This window comes from Mucilaginibacter sp. dw_454 (assembly GCF_018449775.1).
Taxonomy (GTDB): domain Bacteria; phylum Bacteroidota; class Bacteroidia; order Sphingobacteriales; family Sphingobacteriaceae; genus Mucilaginibacter.
In genome coordinates this window covers 386,101-405,148 of the sequence record NZ_JAAVVB010000002.1, presented here as the reverse complement: position 1 = coordinate 405,148, position 19,048 = coordinate 386,101, and the positions used below count along the sequence as shown (strand labels likewise).

Below are 19,048 nucleotides of genomic sequence, written 5' to 3'. Positions count from 1 at the left end.
TCAAACCTAATCTCTAATCACTGATCTCCAATCACTACACATTAATGCCCTCCTGCTTTTTCAACTTGTACGTGGTCGATGTTGATGCCTTGTTTAATCAACTCAACGCGTACTTTCCAGGCGAAGAATACGATGTATGCAAAACCTATTACCGGAACAACATACGATTGGTGAATGCCTACAGTATCGGCAATTAAGCCTTGTACCGGTGGGATAATTGATCCGCCCAGGATCATCATGATCAGAAATGCAGAACCCTGGCCGGTATATTTACCCAGACCTGTGATAGACAATGAGAAGATTGAAGGCCACATAATTGAGCAGCACAGGCCACCGCTAATAAAAGCGAATACCGCAACCATGCCGGTAGAGAATAAACCTATCAACATAAATATTACACCCAATACACCCAATGATACCAAGGTACGCACAGGTTTTTGCTGGCCGATGTAGAATGCCACAATCATGATAGCTATGCTTATTGCATAAACAAACAAACTGCTTACATCAACACCCGATGACTTGTTTACTAATAAAATACCTGCAAATGCCGCGAACGGAACCACCAGTGTAAGTATGTTTTTTGTGGTCTTTGATAAGTTGAAAGCCCCGATAGAACCAGTCCACCTGCCTATCATTAAACTCCCCCAATAAAGCGAGATATATGGTGACATCTGGTTCTCTGTAAAACCACCAAATAACGGAGTTTTTAACAAAGCGCCCAGGTTACTTTGGATAGTTACCTCGGTACCCACATAAGTAAAAATAGCAATCATACCCAAAATCAATTGCGGATACTGCATAGCGCCCCAGCCCTCTTTATTTTTTTGAGCAGATAATAATGAACCAACCAGCGTAAAGATGATAATGGCTAAAGCAGCATAAATAAAGTCGGCTTTTGGAACATGGGTAATGTTCGCTAACTGATCGGCAATCATAATTAAACAGAAGGCCAGAAACATAATGATAAGCGGCAATGTGGGCTTTTTGCTGGCCTCTATTTTTTCATCGGTGGTTACAACCGGTAATTTAGAAACATAAAAGAAAGCTGCAACTGCAATAAATAAGCCTGCTAAAATATAATACAAAGTATCAATTGATGAAAGTTTAACAGTGCTTGCATCAGCAGCGCCTTTGGCTGTGCCAAACAAAACTATGCTAACTACCACCGGGCCTAATAAGCCACCGATGTTGTTAATAGCGCCGGCAAAATTCAAACGATTTGAACCTGTCTCTGGTGGACCCAGCGCAACCACAAATGGGTTGGCTGCCGTTTGTTGCAGGGAAAAGCCTAAAGCTATTATGAAAAATGAACTCAGTATGAACAGGAAGGAACCGGTAGCTACTGCAGGTATCATAACCAAAGCACCGGCGGCAGAAATAATTAACCCTAAAACAATACCATTTTTATAGCCTAATTTATTTAAAATATCAACCCTGGTAATTTGCGAAGCGAAGTATAGTATTAACGAGCCTATAAAATACCCACCATAAAAAGTAAAGTCAATTAACTGCGATTCGAATTGGGTTAAGTGAAAATGCGATTTACAAAAAGGAATAAAAATACCGTTTGAGGCCGCTAAAAAGCCCCAAAAGAAAAATACGGTAACCAGCGTGTATAGCGCCGATCCGTAACTTTTGGTGTTGTTTTCTTTCATTATATATTGGTTGTGTTGAAATTGGTTTTTCGAGCACTAACATAACTATTTTTTATAATTCTATTACGTTAATTTAATAAACATACCACATTAAAGTTTCGTTATATAAGCGATAAAAATCGCATCTTCGCATACTTTAAACTGACCAAAGGTTACAGATTAATGATAGAAGCTGTTATTTCGGGCATTGGGATTGGCATAGTATTAACATTTTTAACAGGCCCGGTATTTTTCGCATTGATTAAAACCAGTATCGAGCGCGGTTTTCATGCAGGTGTTTTCATGGCACTGGGCGTGGTTTGCAGCGATGTGGTTTTTGTGGGTTCGATATTATTTGGCTCTCAATTTTTCGAGGTTAGTACCGAAACTAAAACTATTGCAGGTGTTATAGGTAGTATTATACTGTTTGTCGTCGGCATAAGGTATATCATCAAAAAGGCTAAAGTCAATTATGACAATACCCAGCCTACCGGCCTTAAGCGCACCGGCTACTTTTTCAAGGGATTTTTGATGTGCATTTTTAACCCAACACTGTTGTTTCATTGGATCACGGTGATTGGTACTGCCAGCACAATTTATCGTAGTGATACACATAACCGCTCTTTTAAAATTGCCATTATGTTTTTAACCATCCTGGTAGTGCAATTTGGTTTGGATACCACCAAAGCCTTTTACGCCAACAAACTGCGCGACCGCATATCTGAAAAGTTTGTACACCGCTTAAATGAAGTGGCTGGAGCTGCGCTTATCATTGCGTCGCTGATATTATTGGATAAATTGGTAACTCACTTCGTTTTCCCGGCGCCAACGGTTTAACTATTATCTTCGCCGCTTTCTTATTAATTAATGAAAAGTATTTTCAATGTCAACGATAATGCCGAATTAGTTGCTCGCATCAATCAACTACAACCACACATGAAACCGTTGTGGGGCAAGATGGATGCAGCGCAGATGATGACGCATTGTACCAACAGCATGAATATAGCTTTTGGTAAGACCAGGTGCTACCGGCACCAGATCGGCATTTTATTGGGGAACATTGCCAAGAGGCGCTTATTAAAGGTTGATCAATTTGACCGCCACATACCAAGTTTTTACAAATTGCGGATATATCACGACTGTAACTTCGATGAAGCAAAAGAAGACTTTTTAGACATTATAAAAACCGCGCTTGATAACGGCGAACCCAGCCTGGTAAAATATCCCCACCCCTACTTCAAAACTTTTAAAGCGGGCGAATGGTGCCAGCTAAACTGGAAGCATTTAGATCATCATTGAGGCAATTTGGGGTCTAATCTACTCTGACTTTAAACTCTTAACCGGATTTGCGATTGCTGCCTTAAAAGCCTGGAAACTAACGGTAAATAATGCTATTATGATGGCTATAACTCCAGACATAGCAAACATCCACCAACTGATATTAACGCGATAAACAAATGCCTGCAACCATTTATTCATTGCCCACCAAGTGATAGGTGATGCAATCACAAAAGAAATGATAACCAATTTTAAAAAGTCTTTTGATAACAGGTGTACAATACCCGATACACTCGCACCTAATACCTTTCTGATACCAATTTCTTTGTTACGCTGCTCTGCACTAAAGGCAGCTAATCCAAACAGGCCAAGGCACGATATTAAGATTGCTATTAGCGTAAACGAATTGATAATGTGCGATAAAACAATATCTGTTTCATAAGCCTTTTGCATTTTGTCAGTCATAAAAGTATAGTCAAACGGGGTTTGAGGCAAGTTTTTATGCCATATCCTTTGCACGTTTGCTAAAAACGACTCGTAATTTTTGCTGTTAGTGTTAATAATCAAACTATTCACCTCATTGGCCTTCGGGGCGTAGATGATCATAAAAGCGCTCAGGTTGTCATGTAAGGATTTATAATTAAAGTCTTTTACAACACCGGCTATTTCATATTTTCTATCATCCTGGGCAAGTAGTTTGGTACCCAAAGCTTTAACCGGGTTAATTGCCAGGCGCTTAGCTAAAGTTTCGTTGATTAGCACTTTGCCCGAATCATTTTTCATAAAATCTCTCCCGCCTATTATTTTGACACCCATCGTCTTGACAAAATTTTCGTCGGTATATAAATTTTGCTGATCGATGCCTTCCGCCGGGTTAGTACCTGGTAAATATACCTCCCAATCAAAATATTCGTTGGCGCCAAACGTGTTGCTGGTTCTTGATATGGATCTTACTTCCGACAGTTGCTGAAGATCGATAGCTAAAGCGTCCATTCTCTTCTGAGTTTCATTGGTATGAAAGGTCAGGATAATTTGTTGGTCTTTATTAAAACCCAGGTCACGGTTTTTAATATAATTTAACTGGCTGTAAATAATGATTATTCCCGTTATAAGGATAATAGATATAACAAATTGAAACACCACCAATGAACGCCGTAAGCCTGACGCCGAAACCTGGTTATTAAAGTTCCCTTTGATAACTTTAATAGCCATAAAAGCCGACATATAAAATGCCGGATAGCTACCAGCGACCAAACCGGTAATCAATACTAGCGCCAGAAGCATTAACCACAACGTTGGGTTACTTAAAAGCGTCAGTTGGATATTTGCCTGTGTAATTTGATTTAAATAAGGCAATACCAGCCATAATAATGGCAGGGCTATTACCACACTAATAAAAGCAAGCAAAAAAGACTCACCTAAAAACTGGGTTATCAAGTCGTATTTTCCGGCGCCTATAACTTTTCTTACACCAACCTCTTTGGCTCTCTTTGACGCCCTTGCAGTTGATAGATTCATAAAATTGATGCAGGCAATAACCTGAATCAATACAGCTATTAAAATTAACACATATAAAAAGGAAGAGCTTGTAATTTTTCCTTCCTCCGCCTCATATCCAGTCGTGGTATGAATAGTTAATAGCGGCTGCAAGTGTAATACTTTGGTCATTCCCGTGCTTTTCAACTGCTCCTTACCATACTTATCTAAAAATGCCGGTAACTTTTTCTCCAGCGCGCTAGCGCTCGCTCCGGCACGCAGTTTGACGAATGATTGTGCGAAATTATTACCTGCCCAGGAGTTGTTAGTCAGCATGTTGCCACCATATCCATTTCTGTTAATGCGGATAAACATATTTGCCGATAATTGCGATTTGCCTGCGCTTTCATCAACCACACCTGTTACCCTGAAATTATTTTTCCCGTCGGCATCATCCATAGTAATTACTTTACCAATAGGATCTACTTTGCCAAAAAGCTTATCTGCAACTGGTTTTAATAATATGATGGAATTAACCTCTGTCAATGCGTTTGATGGCGATCCTTTTACAAAATGATAGGTAAATACATCAAAAAAAGTAGAATCGACCATAAAGGCCCCTTCTTCGTAGAATGACTTTTCCTGGTAGCTGATTAAGTGTTCTTTTATACCTAAAGTGCGAATGACGCGGGTATACTGTATTACCTCCGGGAAATCACTTTTCATTGCTGATGCTATGGGCGGCGATGCGGTAGCCATATTTTTTGAATCGCCGGCAAAGGTGGTGGACGTAGTAATACGGTAAATATTTTTGGCATCTTTATGATGATGGTCATAACTATACTGTTCCTGCACGTACAACAATATATACATACAACATAAAGTACCGATAGCTAAACCTACGATATTGATTAAACTAAAAAATCGATTCTTTAATAAAAAACGAAGCGATACTTTTAAATAGTTTTTAAACATGACCCTATAAATTAAAAGTTTACATGTTCTACCTGACCATTAAGATGCCACCAAGATAAAAATCTCATTATCAAACAAATATAAAAATAAGACATACAGCAATTGTTCGTTTTTGATACAACAAATGTGCGTTAACGTACTGTGATTGGCGCTAAAAAGAAAAGCCATTATCAACATTGATAATGGCTTTTTAGCTTTAATATTTGACTCCCCTTCATGGGTGTTTGGGCTACATATAAGCTCTTTGATTCTTACCTTCCATCCAGTTAACAAATGCGCGGTTTACCACTTTGTTACCACCCGGAGTAGGGAAATCGCCAGAGAAATACCAGTCGCCGGTATGGTCAGGGCAGGCTTTATGTAAGTTATCCAGCGTTTGGTATATAACCTGTACTTCGCACTTAATTTCTTTTGGTGTGATAATCTGTGCTATGCGATCAGAAATTTCCTGATCTGTAAATGGCTCATAAATAGCTTTCACATGATTGATCGCCTCTTCTTTTGGCAATGTATCACTGAGTTTGCATTGCTTGTAAACGTCAGCAATAATAGCTTCTTTACCTTGTTCTTTCAATAAACTGATAGCAGCTTCAAACGCAACAAACTCGCCCATACGCGACATATCAATACCATAACAATCCGGATAACGGATCTGTGGTGCTGATGATACCACTACTATTTTTTTAGGGCCTAAGCGGTCTAATATCTTTAAGATACTTTGCTTAAGCGTTGTACCCCGTACAATAGAATCATCCAGAACAACCAGGGTATCTGTGCCATTTTTGATCAAACCATAAGTAGTGTCATAAACATGGGCTACCATTTCAGAACGATCTGCGTCCTGGGTAATAAAGGTGCGCAGTTTAACGTCTTTGATAGCTATCTTCTCAACACGTGGCGCCATGCAAAGCACTTCCGTCAATTCTTCTTCACTAATCTTATCCTCACGATTTAATAGACGATCGCGCTGATATTTTTTGATGTATTTGTGTACGCCTTCTACCATGCCGTAAAAAGCAACTTCTGCAGTGTTAGGTATGTAAGAGAATACGGTATTTTTCACGTCGTGATCTACAGCATCCAGAATCTGCGGGCAAAGTAAGCGGCCCAATTGTTTACGCTCGCGATAGATAGATGCGTCGCTACCTCTGGAGAAATAGATCCGTTCAAAAGAACATGCTTTCTTCTCCTTTGGTTCACTGAACATATCTTCAGTAACCTTGCCATTCTTTTTAACAATCAGGGCATGACCGGGGCGAATTTCTTTAATTTCCTCAATAGGGATATTGAAAGCGGTTTGGATAGCAGGGCGTTCTGATGCAGCTACGACGATCTCATCGTTATAATAGTAATATGCCGGGCGTATGCCTACCGGGTCGCGCATTACAAATGCGTCGCCGTGGCCAAGCATACCGGCAATGGTATAACCGCCGTCCCAATTACGGGCAGATTTGCGCAGGATCTTGGCCACATCCATATCCTTGGCTATCAGCTTGCTTATTTCGGCGTTATCGTCTAACCCTTCGCGTTTGTATTGGTCAAACAGGCCCTGCACTTCGGTATCAATAAAGTGGCCCATTTTTTCCAGTACAGTTACGGTATCGGCTTTTTCTTTTGGATGCTGACCAAGGTCATACAGTTGTTGCAGCAGTTCATCAACATTCGTCATGTTAAAATTACCGGCAATAACCAGGTTACGGGTCATCCAGTTGTTTTGACGCAGAAACGGGTGGCAGCTTTCAATACTGTTTTTGCCGTGGGTGCCATAACGTAAATGGCCCAATAACACTTCGCCGGTAAAGCTTACGTGTTCTTTGAGCCATTCGGTATCAGCCATTTTTTCTGGCGATTCCTTTTGTATGTCTGCAAACTTTTTCTGGATATACTCAAATATATCAGCAACAGCATTTGATGCCATCGATCGGTGCCTGCTAATGTATCGCTTACCCGGAGCAACATCCAATTTAATGGTAGCAACCCCGGCACCATCCTGGCCCCGGTTATGTTGTTTTTCCATTAAAAGATAAAGCTTGTTTAAGCCGTACAGTGCTGTACCGTATTTTTTCTGATAATAAGACAGTGGCTTTAAAAGGCGGATAAATGCCACACCGCATTCATGTTTAATCTGATCGCTCATGATTGATTATGGAGCCACAAAGTTATAACTTTAAACTAAAGTACATCCACACCAATTGTCATTAAATCGTATTAAATATTAACAAGATATAAACATAGTATTACCGCATTCTCCAATAAAAAAAGGCGACCGGGAAGTCGCCTTTCTAATTATGGTCTATAGATTGTTTAGTTGATTTTGTGTTGATTATAACTTTTCGCCATGCTGGCTGATATCCAAACCGATAACCTCCTCCTCTGCCGACACGCGTAATGGCGAGATCATATCAGTGATCTTTAACAATAACAACGAGCCGAAGAAAGCAAATATCGATACCAAAACCAGCGCAAGCAGTTGGATCAAAAACAGGTGATGCTCGCCAAAGAACAAACCATTGCCCGTTGTATTTGCCGGGTTAACGTTCCGGTTAGCAAATACGCCGGTAAGCAGCATACCCACCATACCGCCCACACCATGGCAAGGGAAAACGTCTAATGTATCATCTATCGAAGTGCCGGTTCGCCACTCAACCACCAGGTTACTGATAACCGCCGATATAATACCAATAGCCAGTGAATGCGGAATAGAAACATAACCTGCAGCAGGCGTTATAGCTACCAAACCTACTACGGCACCGATACAGGTACCCATAGCCGATGGTTTTTTGCCGCGAAGCATATCGAAAAATATCCAGGTTAAGCCGGCAGCAGCCGATGCGGTGGTGCTCGTTGCTAAAGCTATTACCGCCAGATGATTGGCGCCAAAAGCCGAACCTGCATTAAAACCAAACCAGCCGAACCATAATAGTCCCGTCCCTATTAAAACATAAGTTATACGGGCAGGCGAATGGCTTACTTCGTTTCTTTTCTTTAGATATAATGCTGATGCCAACGCGGCCCATCCTGCCGACATGTGGACCACCGTGCCACCTGCGAAATCAAGTACACCTAATTTAGCCAATATGCCATCCGGGTGCCAGGTGGCATGCGCCAGCGGCGAGAATATAAAGATGCTAAACAGTACCAAAAAAATAATATAGGAGTTAAAGCGAATTCGCTCTGCGAAAGCGCCGGTAATTAAAGCAGGTGTGATGATAGCGAACTTTAATTGATACATGGCAAACAATAACAGCGGAATGGTTGGTGCCGAAGGCCAGGTGGCATCGCTTAACATGCCCTTCATCATGAAGTAGGTGGCCGGATTGCCTATGATGCCATGAAAGCTATCGCCGAAGGCCAAACTAAAACCAAAGATGCCCCACATTACGGTGATGATCACCATACAGATCACGCTTTGCAACATGGTGGAGATCACATTTTTTTTATTGACCATTCCACCATAAAAGAAAGCTAAACCCGGCGTCATGATTAAAACCAATGCGGTCGACATCAACATCCAGGCTATATCGCCTGTGTTAAAATGGCTTTTGCCGGTATTTTTAAATTCGACAGACGGGAAAATAAAGGTTAAAGCTAAAATACCAACGATGAGTAAAAACGGAAAATAGCGCTTCATAGAAATATTATACAATAATTTGAAAAAACGCCTGAAATTATGATTAAAATCATAATAAAATGAAAAAAATGTCAAATTTTTATTAAAAAGATGACAAGTTGATCTGTTTTTATAAAAAGCTGTTTAACCAATCAGGAAAAATCCCGAATAAAACCAACACAACTGATATGATAATTGAAGCAACCAACAGGTAAGGTAGTTGCGGAAGAGGCTCTTCGGTCTCCGCACGTTTTAGAAACAGATTAAGAGGAATTTTGATATAATAAAATAACGATACTACGGTAGTAACTGCGCCGGTTATGGTTAAAATAAGGAGCCAGATGTTATGATTGGTGTCATAAGTACTATAAACAGCAGAAAAAACCAGCAGTTTTCCGGCAAAACCTGCGCTTACCGGCAAGCCCGTTAATGAAATGAGGATAATTACAAAACAAATTGAAGCAGCCGGGTAACGCAGCCCTAAACCTTTGTAGCTATTAACATCTTCAGACCCCGTGATATTTGTAAAATAAGATACCAGCATTAGCGCACCAATATTGGCGAGTACATAAACGGCCAGGTAGTAATCTAACGCTTTGATGCCTTGCTCATTAAAAGTAACCACAGCCATTAACGCAAACCCGGTATGTCCTATACTCGAATAGGCCAGCATGCGCTTTACATTTTTTTGCATAACGGCAGCAAAATTACCCGCTATCATGGTAACAACGCCTATAACAGAAAGGCATAAGCCAAAATCAAAGCTCTGCCAGTACCGCGATATAATAAATGGTGTCAGGAAATTGACCAATAAAGCAAAACCTGCGATCTTGGGCAAAGTGGAAAGAAAAGCTGTAACAGGTGTTGATGCGCCTTCGTAAACATCGGGCACCCAAAAATGAATGGGCACAAATGAAAGTTTGAAACCTATACCCACCAAAATCAATACAATTGCAAACGCCGCTGCAGGTTGATTTGCGGCAATCAAATTGTTCATGAATAAGTGATTAAACAAACCTAAAGTGCCGGTAAAACCATACAATAACGACATCCCGTACAACATCACTGCGGATGACGCAGCGCCAAATAAAACATATTTCAGCCCGGCTTCTGCGCTGAACGCGTTTTCAGAGCGATAGGCTACCAATAGATAAGATGCTATGGAAACCAGCTCAACGGCCAGGTAAATAGACAGTAGGTTTACCGCCATCGTCATTAAATGCAGGCCGAAAACTGCGGCAATGGTTATGGAGTACAGATCTGATAATTTCTTTGGGTGCGATTTGAGCTGCCTATCCCAGCCAAAATATAACAACAGGATGAATGCGGCAGCATCAATGATTATCCTGAATTTGATGGAAAGAACCGTTTCCATCAGCATACCGCTAAAGAGCCGTGGGCTTTGGTTTACTACCAGGGGAAGTTGCGCCAGGTCTTTTGAGATGACGAACAACATCCCAACACAAGCAACTATACGGCATAACTTTTCAGAATTTCTGCCGAAGAGCAGATCGGTTATAATAACCACAAGAAATAACAACGACAGAAATATTTCAGGCGAGATGAATTTCATATCGCGCAAAATTTCGGTTAACTGTATGCCAATATCTTGTGAAAACATATTATTTGGTAACGTGTAAAAGTTGCACCAGGGCAAGCACCGAATCGTTGATCTTATTAAACACCAGCGATGGCATTATCCCTAAGGACAATACCACAATAGCCAGCGGTAATAAAGTGATGATTTCGCGGGCGTTCAAATCTGTCAAAGCTATTTTCCAGACTTCGCCGCCTTTTAAGGATACGGAGCCGAAAAACATCCGTTGCAATGTCCACAAGAAATAGCAGGCGCTCAATAATATACCTATGGCACCACATACTGATAACCAATAAGGCAACAGCCCATTTACGGTTGGCGATTTAAATGAACCGGCCAGCGAAAAAGCTTCAGCTATAAAAGCAGAGAAACCCGGTAAACCCAATGATGCAAAGAAAGCGATCATCACGAAAACCGTATACTTAGGCATAATTGAACCCAGTCCGCGGAAATTGTAGATATCACGATCATGTACCCTATTGTAAATCACACCTACAATGAAGAACAACATGGTCGATAGAAAGCCGTGGCTCACCATCTGGATTACCGCGCCGCTTAAACCTTCGGCGGTTTGCGAGGCGATACCCAACAGGACAAAGCCCATTTGCGACACCGATGAGTATGCGATAACCTTTTTCAAGTCGCGCTGTGCAAGGGCGTTTAGCGCTCCGTAAATAATGGAGATCACACCAAGCAGCCCCAACCAGAAAGCGCCGTGGGTGGCAACCTCCGGGAATATGCTAATGCAGATCCTGATTATCCCGTAGCCGCCAATTTTCAAAAGTATAGCCGCCAGTATAATTGACACCGGCGTAGGCGCCTCCACGTGTGCGTCGGGCAGCCAGGTATGTAGTGGTACTACCGGCACCTTGATAGCAAAAGCAATAAACAGTACTATAAAACCCACGGTTCGTGCAGGCATACCCAACAGGGTATAATGATTGACGGTTGAAAAAATGCTATAATGACCGTAGTTAGCCGGGTTCATCATATACACCATATTGAAGGTATGCGAACCTGTAACGGGATCTTGAACCGACAGGTACAAACCTATCATTACCAGCAACATAAATACCGATCCAAATAAAGTATACAGGAAGAATTTAATAGCTGCATACTCTCGCCTGGCTCCACCCCACATACCAATCAGGAAATACAATGGCAGCAACATCAACTCATAAAAAATATAGAACAGGAAAAAGTCCAGTGAGCAGAACACGCCCATCACGGCCATATCCAGGATCAGGAATAGCACAAAAAAACCTTTGAGGTTACTTTTGATCTCCCAGGAAGCTAATGCTGCAATAACCATTACCAGCGACGACATCATCAATAAAGTAATAGATAAGCCGTCGATCCCAACAAAATAATCCATTTGCATGTGGCCCAGGGGGCCAAGATCCAGGTTTATCCAGGGCAGTTTTTGCACAAATTGAAACTGGCTCTCGTTAGCCACACCGGCAAAGTTTGCACCTGCTTTAAAATTAAGATACAAACCTATACTCATACAAAACTGCACCAACGTGGCCAGCAGTGTAATATATTTAAAGCTATTGCGCATACGCGATGGCAACACGGCTATCACCAGGCCAAACAATAGCGGTATAAATATAAGTAGCGTTAATTGGTTCATTCTATGAGCAATGATATCAAAAAGATAAGTAAATAATAAGCGCCAGCACTACCGCCAGCATACTAAACAAATAATACTGTACACGACCGCTTTGAAAATGGCGCACAAAATTACCGGTTATCTGCACAATACCACTAAGTACGCGCGATATTCCGTCTATAACATGATAATCAAACCACGATGCAGCTTTTCCTAAGCCGACTAATGTATTTGCTAAACTATTGATAAAGCCATCAATCACCACGCGGTCAACCCAGGATAGTGCTTTACTGATGCACAATACCGCTTTTACGATAACCCGGTTATAAAATTGATCAATATACCACTCGTGGTATGACAGGTGGAAGAAAAAACCGGTTTGTTTAAAGATCAATATTTTGCGCCCGGTATAAACAGACCAGGCCCAATAAATCAAAAACAGGCTCAATATATTTACCCCTACGGGGATAATGGTATGGTAGATGTTTACCCGTTCCAAATGGATAGAGCCGAAACCACTGAAGATCCAGGCACGCTCATAGAGTAACGGATTTAAAGAGAATATCGGAAAAAGAGATGCCACGCCCAACAAAATTAACGGCACCCGGTATTGCCACCCACCATCACTAATATGATATTGAACGTGCGGATGAAATTGCTCCAGCCTGAATTGGCCAAAAAAAACTTTGGCAATGAGCCTGGCTACATAAAAGCCGGTTAGCCAGGTGGTCAGAATAGCCCCTATCGGGATCAATCTGAATAACGGAGCTTTATTATCCGACCAATCTACCGCTTGCACCAAGATACCATCTTTCGATAAAAAACCGGAAGTGAATGGTAAACCAATCAGCGCCAATGCTGCAACAACGGCTACTAAAAATGTGAGCGGCAGCTTTTTGCGCAGGCCACCCATGTATAAAATATTTTGCGGATCGATATCCAGCTTGTTTTCTTCTTTAATGTGCTGCATCTCGTGGATAACCACACCGGCCACCAGGAACAGCGCACATTTGAAAAATGCATGTGTAACCAAATGAAACAGCGATGAAGCATAAGCGCCAATACCCATTGCCATCACCATAAAACCTAATTGCGATATGGTAGAGTAAGCCAGGATACGTTTCAAGTCATTTTGCGTAAGGGCAATGGTAGCTGCCATAAACGCCGTAAAACATCCTACAATGGCCAGGATATCCAATTCGAAAGTAGTAAACATGGGGTAAACGCGACCCAATAAAAACACGCCTGCGGCCACCATGGTTGCGGCGTGGATCAATGCGGATACCGATGTTGGCCCTTCCATGGCATCGGGCAACCAGGTATGCAGCGGAAATTGTGCCGATTTAGCCGCGACACCTAACAATATACCGGTGAACGCAATGTATTGCCAAACGGCAGGCATACTGCCGGTGGGACCAATCCAAACGCCATTTTGCACAGTTGATTGACTAATCAAGCCGCCATCCCCAAAAAGCTGAACAATATCAAAAGTATGATATTGAGCAAACAGGGTCATGATAGCGGTGAGTAAACCGATATCGCCTATCCTGTTCATTAAAAAAGCTTTCTTATTGGCTTGCGCGGCCTTCTCACGGGTAAACCAAAAACCGATGAGTAGATAAGATGAGAAACCTACCAGCTCCCAAAAGCCATAGAGCAACACCATGCTGTCAACCACTACCAGCGCCAGCATGCTAAAACAAAACAAACTCAGGTAAATGAAGTAGCGATCGTAGTTCTCGTCGTGCTTCATGTAGGCGGTAGAATAAATGTGTACCGGCAATGCAATCAGGCACACCAATAGCAGCAATATGGCCGACAGGTTATTAAGGAGTATGCCCGCGTATAACGGTGTACTACCAATAGTAAACCACAATTGCTGAATATGCACCTGCGGCGCGTTCCAGGTTTTGCTAAATACAATCACCGACAGCGCCGCTGCCACCAACATAGCCAGTGTAGAAATAGCGCCTGAAGCTTTATTACGTTTACCCGGCAAACAGCAATTTACCAGGCAGGCAAACAACGGCAGCAGTACCGCTGCCAAAGCAAAGTAAATAGTGGATAGCTCCTGGTATGGTAATGGTGTTTTCAAATATTAGTCTTTCAAACTATTGATCTTATCCGGGTCAATAGTTCGGTATTTTTTATAAACGTTTAATATAATAGCTAACGCGACGGCAGTTGTCGCGGCAGCCAAAACAATAGCAAATAGTGCGAATACATCGCCGCCATTCAAGATCTTATCGTATTTACCAAAGGCTACCAGGTTCAATATCGCAGCATTCAGCATCAGCTCAATACCTATTAAAATCTGGATGGCGTTACGCTTGGTAATGATCATGTACAGGCCGATGCAAAATAACGCAATGCTCACCATCAAAAAGTCGTTCAGGCTAATCATATCGTTCCGCGCTCCTTTCTGGCCAGATGGGCCGCTCCTATTAATGCCATCATCAGCAAAATAGATATACTCTCAAACGGCAACAAGTAAAATGTCATCAAATTTACGCCTATGTTCTCCACGGTAGAGTCGTTAGCTTTAGGGAACGGCATAAAATTCTTCGTCATCTGTACCCATTGCAGGTTATCAACGTCGGCTTTACCCAGCACGTTTACCATCACTATGAAAAATAGGCCGGCCAATAATAAAGCCGGAAGTTTACCCAGGCTTATAAATTTATTATCTTGCTTTTGGAGCAATTCCAGGTTTTCTTTGCCCGACAACATAAAGGCAAACAGTATCAGCACCAACACGCCGCCCACATAAATTACAATCTGGGTAACGGCCACAAAATCTGCCAGACATAAAACGTATAAACCAGCTAAACCCAGCAACGTAATAAAAAACATAAAAATAGATCGCACCAGGTTTTTAGTACTCGCCACAAAAAATGCAGAGCCAACCACTACGGCAGCCAGTACGTAAAACATCACCTGCACTAAGCTCATGCGTCGCCCTCCTTTTTATTTAGGGCAGCTAGTTTAGCGGCCTGGCGCTCGGCCAGTTGATTCTCCAGCAAACGACGTTTTTCATCAGCAACCTCGGGCGCCATGTCGGCAAACTCGTAATTCAGATTCTTCAGTTCGAAAACACTTTTGTCGTACTGGTTGGTCATTACTATGCACTCGGTAGGGCAAACAATGGTACACAAACCACAATACATACACTTAGCCATGTCTATATCAAACTTAGCCGCGTAAATACGTTTGGTTGTCCCGTCGGATGTTTGGCCTATGGCTTCGGTGGCTTTTATGGAGTCGATAGTAATGCAATCAACCGGGCAAATTTTGGCGCATAGATCGCACACAATGCAGTCATCCATCTCCACATCCAGTTGGTAACGGCCAACCTCGGGCACCGGCAGTTTTTGGTGCGGATACTGGATGGTATTGGTAGTGCCTTCCAGTTGCTTGAAGTAGTTATTATCACTAATAGAAATTACCTGCCTTTTCGAGTTATCCGAAAACACGTGCTTCAAAGTAAGGGAAAGCCCTTTCCATGCCGTGGTAACTCCGTTTAGTGCTTTGTTCTTCAATTTATTCTTTTTGATTACATCGATGCGTTTTGATTGCACCGATTATCTTTCTAATCTCTAAATAACTAATCTCTAACCTCTTCCCCCTACATCAACCACAATCGCCATATGCCTGATATCAGCATACATAAAAATGCTAATGGTGTAAGCACCTTCCAGCACAAGTTCATAAGCTGATCGACACGTAAACGTGGTAAAGTCCACCTGATCCACATTTGTACAGCTATTAAACCAAAAGTTTTGAGCACTATCCAAAAAATGCCCCAGGCAGTCCCGGTTGTCCAGGTAGCCAATGCAACCGAACCAATATTTGGCAGCGGCGTGTTCCAGGCACCCAAAAATAGAATTACACCAACCATCGATACTAAAAACATCATGGCATACTCGGCCAAAAATACCAAAGCAAATTGCAATCCTGTAAACTCGGTATGAAACCCTGCCACTAATTCTGATTCAGCCTCGGGTATATCAAACGGCGCGCGGTTACTTTCGGCTAATGACGCTATAAAATAAATTACAAATGCAATGATCAGATGCGGAGCGCGGAAGATATTCCATGATAAAATTCCGCCGGTATTCGACACATCCAGGAAACCCAGGAATTTTGTTTTCTCGGGCGATAAAATGCCTTGCTGCGCCGAGATCAGTTGGAGATCCATTGTCTGCGCAATCATCACTACCGATATCAGCGCGAAACCTGCAGGTATCTCATAAGAGATAATTTGTGCCGCCGAACGCATAGCGCCCAGTATAGAATATTTATTGTTTGATCCCCATCCGGCCATCAGAATGCCTAATGTTTCGATGGAGATAATCGCCAGGATGTAATAAAGCCCGATATTGATTTTAGCAGGCACCAATTCCGGAGCCCATGGCAATGCCGCGAAGCCAAGGTAAACCGCCACAAATATGATAAGCGGCGCCATTAAAAACAGGACTTTATCGGCAGCGGCCGGGATGATCAACTCCTTTTGGATGAGTTTCATGATATCGGCCAGGGTTTGAAACATTCCGTATTTTCCCACCTCTGTAGGGCCAAGTCTATCTTGAATAAAAGCCGAAAGTTTACGCTCGGCATAAACGCCGAAAAGAGTAAACACAGCCACAAAGACAAATAAGCCTATTGCAATTAGGAAATATGTAGTATAAAAGTTCAACCCGTTTGCTTTAGCTGCAAACTTAATAAATTTTGAGGTGATTGAATTGATTAGATTGTTAAAACCTACCAAACTGGTAGTGTTTAACCAAAAAAGGAAAAACGAATTACAGGCGCTTACTTGCAGCTAAACTCTGTAACCGATACAAATGACGATTTAACCGGCGCCGAAAAGAACCGCGAAGCATGGTGATCAAACTCGGCGGTATCATCTGTGGTGGTATAAAATTCGCGTTTGCCGGTTTTAGTTAGCTTCTCTTCCAGCTCGGGGTGACGTTGCAAGTAGTCAACCAAGCTTTTGGCAACAATATCGCCTTGGGCTATCACATTAATACCGGCAGGCAGGTGCGCTTTAATTTTATCTTGCAATAAAGGATAATGGGTGCAGGCCAGCAATATTGTATCGATTTTGTCGGATTGCTCCATCAGCTGATCCAGATATTCCTGAATAAAATAATCAGATCCGGCTTTCTCATACTCGCCACTCTCTACCAGCGGTACCCAAAGCGGGCAAGCTTGCTGGTAAACTTTAAGATCAGGGAAGAATTTTTGTATTTCGATAAGGTACGACTCTGATTGTACCGTGCCCGTGGTACCCAGCACACCAATTTCTTTGCTGGTCGAGTAATCGCCAATCACCTCAGCAGTTGGGCGGATAACACCCAGCACCCTTTTAGATGGATCAAGGCCCTGCATATCCTTTTGCTGGATAGTACGCAGCGCCTTTGCCGATGCCGTATTACAGGCCAGTATAATAAGCGGGCACCCTTGCTTAAATAACCACTGCACACATTCCCAGGTATACTGATGGATGGTGTTAAACGACCGGTTGCCATATGGCGCGCGGCTGTTATCGCCCAAATAAATATAATCATACCCCGGCAGTTGCTCTGCTATGGAACGGAAAACGGTTAGACCGCCTATCCCCGAATCAAAAATACCTATGGGTTGATTAACTGGCATGTGCTTGTTTATATAATCAAAAATAAAAAAAGCGCCCCGGATAGAGGCGCTTTTGTAAATCTTATTACGTTAAAATTATTTAGTGGTAGTAGAAGTAGGCGTGCTACTGATACCTAATTTAACTTTTACTGCAGCCATAATATCATCTGATGGAGGCGATACCAACAATTGAGTAGTTGATGAGTCAAATACGTAAGTTAAACCTTTTTCTTTAGCTACTTCGGTAACTGCGGCACGTGCTTTATCCAATAATGGCTTCATCAAATCGTTACCTTTTTGCTCAACTGATTGCTGAGCGGTATTTTGATAATCTTGAGCGCGTTTTTGTAAATCAGCTAATTCAGATTGTTTAGCAGCTTTAACAGCATCAGTCATGGTAGCTTGTTTAGCCTGGTAATCTGCGCCTTTAGTTTGTAGCTCATTGCTTAATAATTGCAACTGGTCAACAAAGGTTTTTTTGAAAGCCTCAATCTGAGTATTTACGGTTTTGTATTCTGGCATAGCCGGAATCAAATCGTTATAAGAGATATATCCGATCTTAGTTTGTGCTTTGGCAAAGTTGCCTATGAATAACATGCAAACTGCTACTAAAGCAACTTTAAATACTTTTTTCATTTTGTTTTGTTCTGTGTGGTTAATTTTAATAATTCGCGATTATATATATAAAATTTTTATTTAGCAAATACCCCCGGCTTTAATCCTAAACGGGTTATAACTTCGGCGCTTTTATCATAACGAGGGCTTGCATATAACATGATCACCTCGCTGTTTTTGTCAAAAATCATATCCAGGTTGTCTGCCTCTGCTACGGCTTGCACCGCTTTAGCCACCCTGTCCTGAATGGGTTTCATTACTGCGGCGCTCTTAGTCTCTAACTCGCCATCCGGACCAAACTTTTGACGCTGAAAATCTTTAGCTGCTTTTTCTTTGGCAACAACCTCATCTTCACGACGCTTTTTCATATCAGCCGACAATAAAACCTGGTCGGCCTGGTATGATTTATATAAGCGGTCAAGCTCCTGAAAACGGCCATCAACCTCTTTTTGCCATTGATCTGACAATGCTCCTAATTGTTTTTGTGCCGATACATAGTCGGGCATGTGTTTCAGAATATAGTCAGAATCAACATAAGCAAATCTTTGTGCCAATGCCGCTGTGAAACCTAGAAACGTAAAAGCCAGTACTAAAATTACCTTCTTCATTGA

Annotated in this window: 16 protein-coding genes; 2 read left to right on the top strand and 14 right to left on the bottom strand. The window is 42.0% G+C overall.

Going from position 1 to position 19,048, the window contains the following annotated elements; translation table 11 throughout:
* Window positions 1-41: 41 nt before the first annotated feature.
* Window positions 42-1,658, bottom strand: a complete 1,617-nt coding sequence (locus tag HB679_RS08965) for an MFS transporter (RefSeq protein ID WP_214071624.1) — start codon at window positions 1,656-1,658, stop codon at window positions 42-44.
* Between the two features lie 162 nt (window positions 1,659-1,820).
* Here HB679_RS08965 and HB679_RS08960 point away from each other — a divergent pair, with 162 nt between their 5' ends.
* On the top strand, window positions 1,821-2,474 hold the full coding sequence (locus HB679_RS08960; RefSeq protein WP_214071623.1) for a LysE family transporter: 654 nt from the start codon (window positions 1,821-1,823) through the stop codon (window positions 2,472-2,474).
* Window positions 2,475-2,573: 99 nt separating this feature from the next.
* Window positions 2,574-2,936, top strand: coding sequence for a hypothetical protein (locus HB679_RS08955; protein ID WP_214071622.1), 363 nt, complete (start codon window positions 2,574-2,576; stop codon window positions 2,934-2,936).
* Window positions 2,937-2,954: 18 nt separating this feature from the next.
* On the opposite strand, the gene HB679_RS08950 is transcribed toward HB679_RS08955, so the two are convergent.
* From HB679_RS08950 to HB679_RS08890, 13 genes are all read right to left on the bottom strand, one after another.
* Entirely contained in the window at window positions 2,955-5,366 is a 2,412-nt protein-coding gene (locus HB679_RS08950) for an ABC transporter permease (protein WP_214071621.1), read from the bottom strand.
* A 229-nt stretch (window positions 5,367-5,595) separates the two neighbouring features.
* On the bottom strand, window positions 5,596-7,503 hold the full coding sequence (locus HB679_RS08945; protein ID WP_214071620.1) for a class II glutamine amidotransferase: 1,908 nt from the start codon (window positions 7,501-7,503) through the stop codon (window positions 5,596-5,598).
* Window positions 7,504-7,689: 186 nt separating this feature from the next.
* Entirely contained in the window at window positions 7,690-8,997 is a 1,308-nt protein-coding gene (locus HB679_RS08940) for an ammonium transporter (protein WP_214071619.1), read from the bottom strand.
* Between the two features lie 109 nt (window positions 8,998-9,106).
* On the bottom strand, window positions 9,107-10,597 hold the full coding sequence (locus HB679_RS08935) for an NADH-quinone oxidoreductase subunit N (RefSeq protein WP_214071618.1): 1,491 nt from the start codon (window positions 10,595-10,597) through the stop codon (window positions 9,107-9,109).
* 1 nt (window position 10,598) lies between these two features.
* The gene (locus tag HB679_RS08930) at window positions 10,599-12,206 is read right to left on the bottom strand and encodes an NADH-quinone oxidoreductase subunit M (RefSeq protein WP_214071617.1); all 1,608 of its coding nucleotides are present in this window, start codon (window positions 12,204-12,206) and stop codon (window positions 10,599-10,601) included.
* 16 nt (window positions 12,207-12,222) lie between these two features.
* A complete protein-coding gene (locus HB679_RS08925; protein ID WP_218625298.1) occupies window positions 12,223-14,280 on the bottom strand; it encodes an NADH-quinone oxidoreductase subunit L in 2,058 nt (685 codons plus the stop codon).
* 3 nt (window positions 14,281-14,283) lie between these two features.
* Window positions 14,284-14,589 carry an NADH-quinone oxidoreductase subunit NuoK gene (gene nuoK / locus HB679_RS08920; protein WP_214071616.1) on the bottom strand — a complete coding sequence of 102 codons (306 nt, stop codon included), beginning with the start codon at window positions 14,587-14,589 and terminating at the stop codon, window positions 14,284-14,286.
* Window positions 14,586-15,137 (bottom strand): NADH-quinone oxidoreductase subunit J, encoded by a 552-nt coding sequence (locus HB679_RS08915; protein WP_214071615.1) that lies wholly within the window; start codon window positions 15,135-15,137, stop codon window positions 14,586-14,588. Before HB679_RS08915 ends, nuoK begins: the two co-directional genes overlap by 4 nt.
* Window positions 15,134-15,724, bottom strand: a complete 591-nt coding sequence (locus tag HB679_RS08910; protein WP_214071614.1) for an NADH-quinone oxidoreductase subunit I — start codon at window positions 15,722-15,724, stop codon at window positions 15,134-15,136. The genes HB679_RS08915 and HB679_RS08910 overlap by 4 nt, the downstream gene beginning before the upstream one ends.
* Window positions 15,725-15,810: 86 nt before the next feature.
* Window positions 15,811-16,881 (bottom strand): NADH-quinone oxidoreductase subunit NuoH, encoded by a 1,071-nt coding sequence (nuoH, locus tag HB679_RS08905; RefSeq protein ID WP_214071912.1) that lies wholly within the window; start codon window positions 16,879-16,881, stop codon window positions 15,811-15,813.
* A 116-nt stretch (window positions 16,882-16,997) separates the two neighbouring features.
* Window positions 16,998-17,843 (bottom strand): glutamate racemase, encoded by an 846-nt coding sequence (murI, locus tag HB679_RS08900; protein WP_214071613.1) that lies wholly within the window; start codon window positions 17,841-17,843, stop codon window positions 16,998-17,000.
* 75 nt (window positions 17,844-17,918) lie between these two features.
* The gene (locus HB679_RS08895; RefSeq protein ID WP_214071612.1) at window positions 17,919-18,458 is read right to left on the bottom strand and encodes an OmpH family outer membrane protein; all 540 of its coding nucleotides are present in this window, start codon (window positions 18,456-18,458) and stop codon (window positions 17,919-17,921) included.
* A 56-nt stretch (window positions 18,459-18,514) separates the two neighbouring features.
* Window positions 18,515-19,045: an OmpH family outer membrane protein gene (locus HB679_RS08890; RefSeq protein WP_214071611.1), complete on the bottom strand. Its 531-nt coding sequence runs from the start codon at window positions 19,043-19,045 to the stop codon at window positions 18,515-18,517.
* Between the last annotated feature and the right edge of the window lie 3 nt (window positions 19,046-19,048).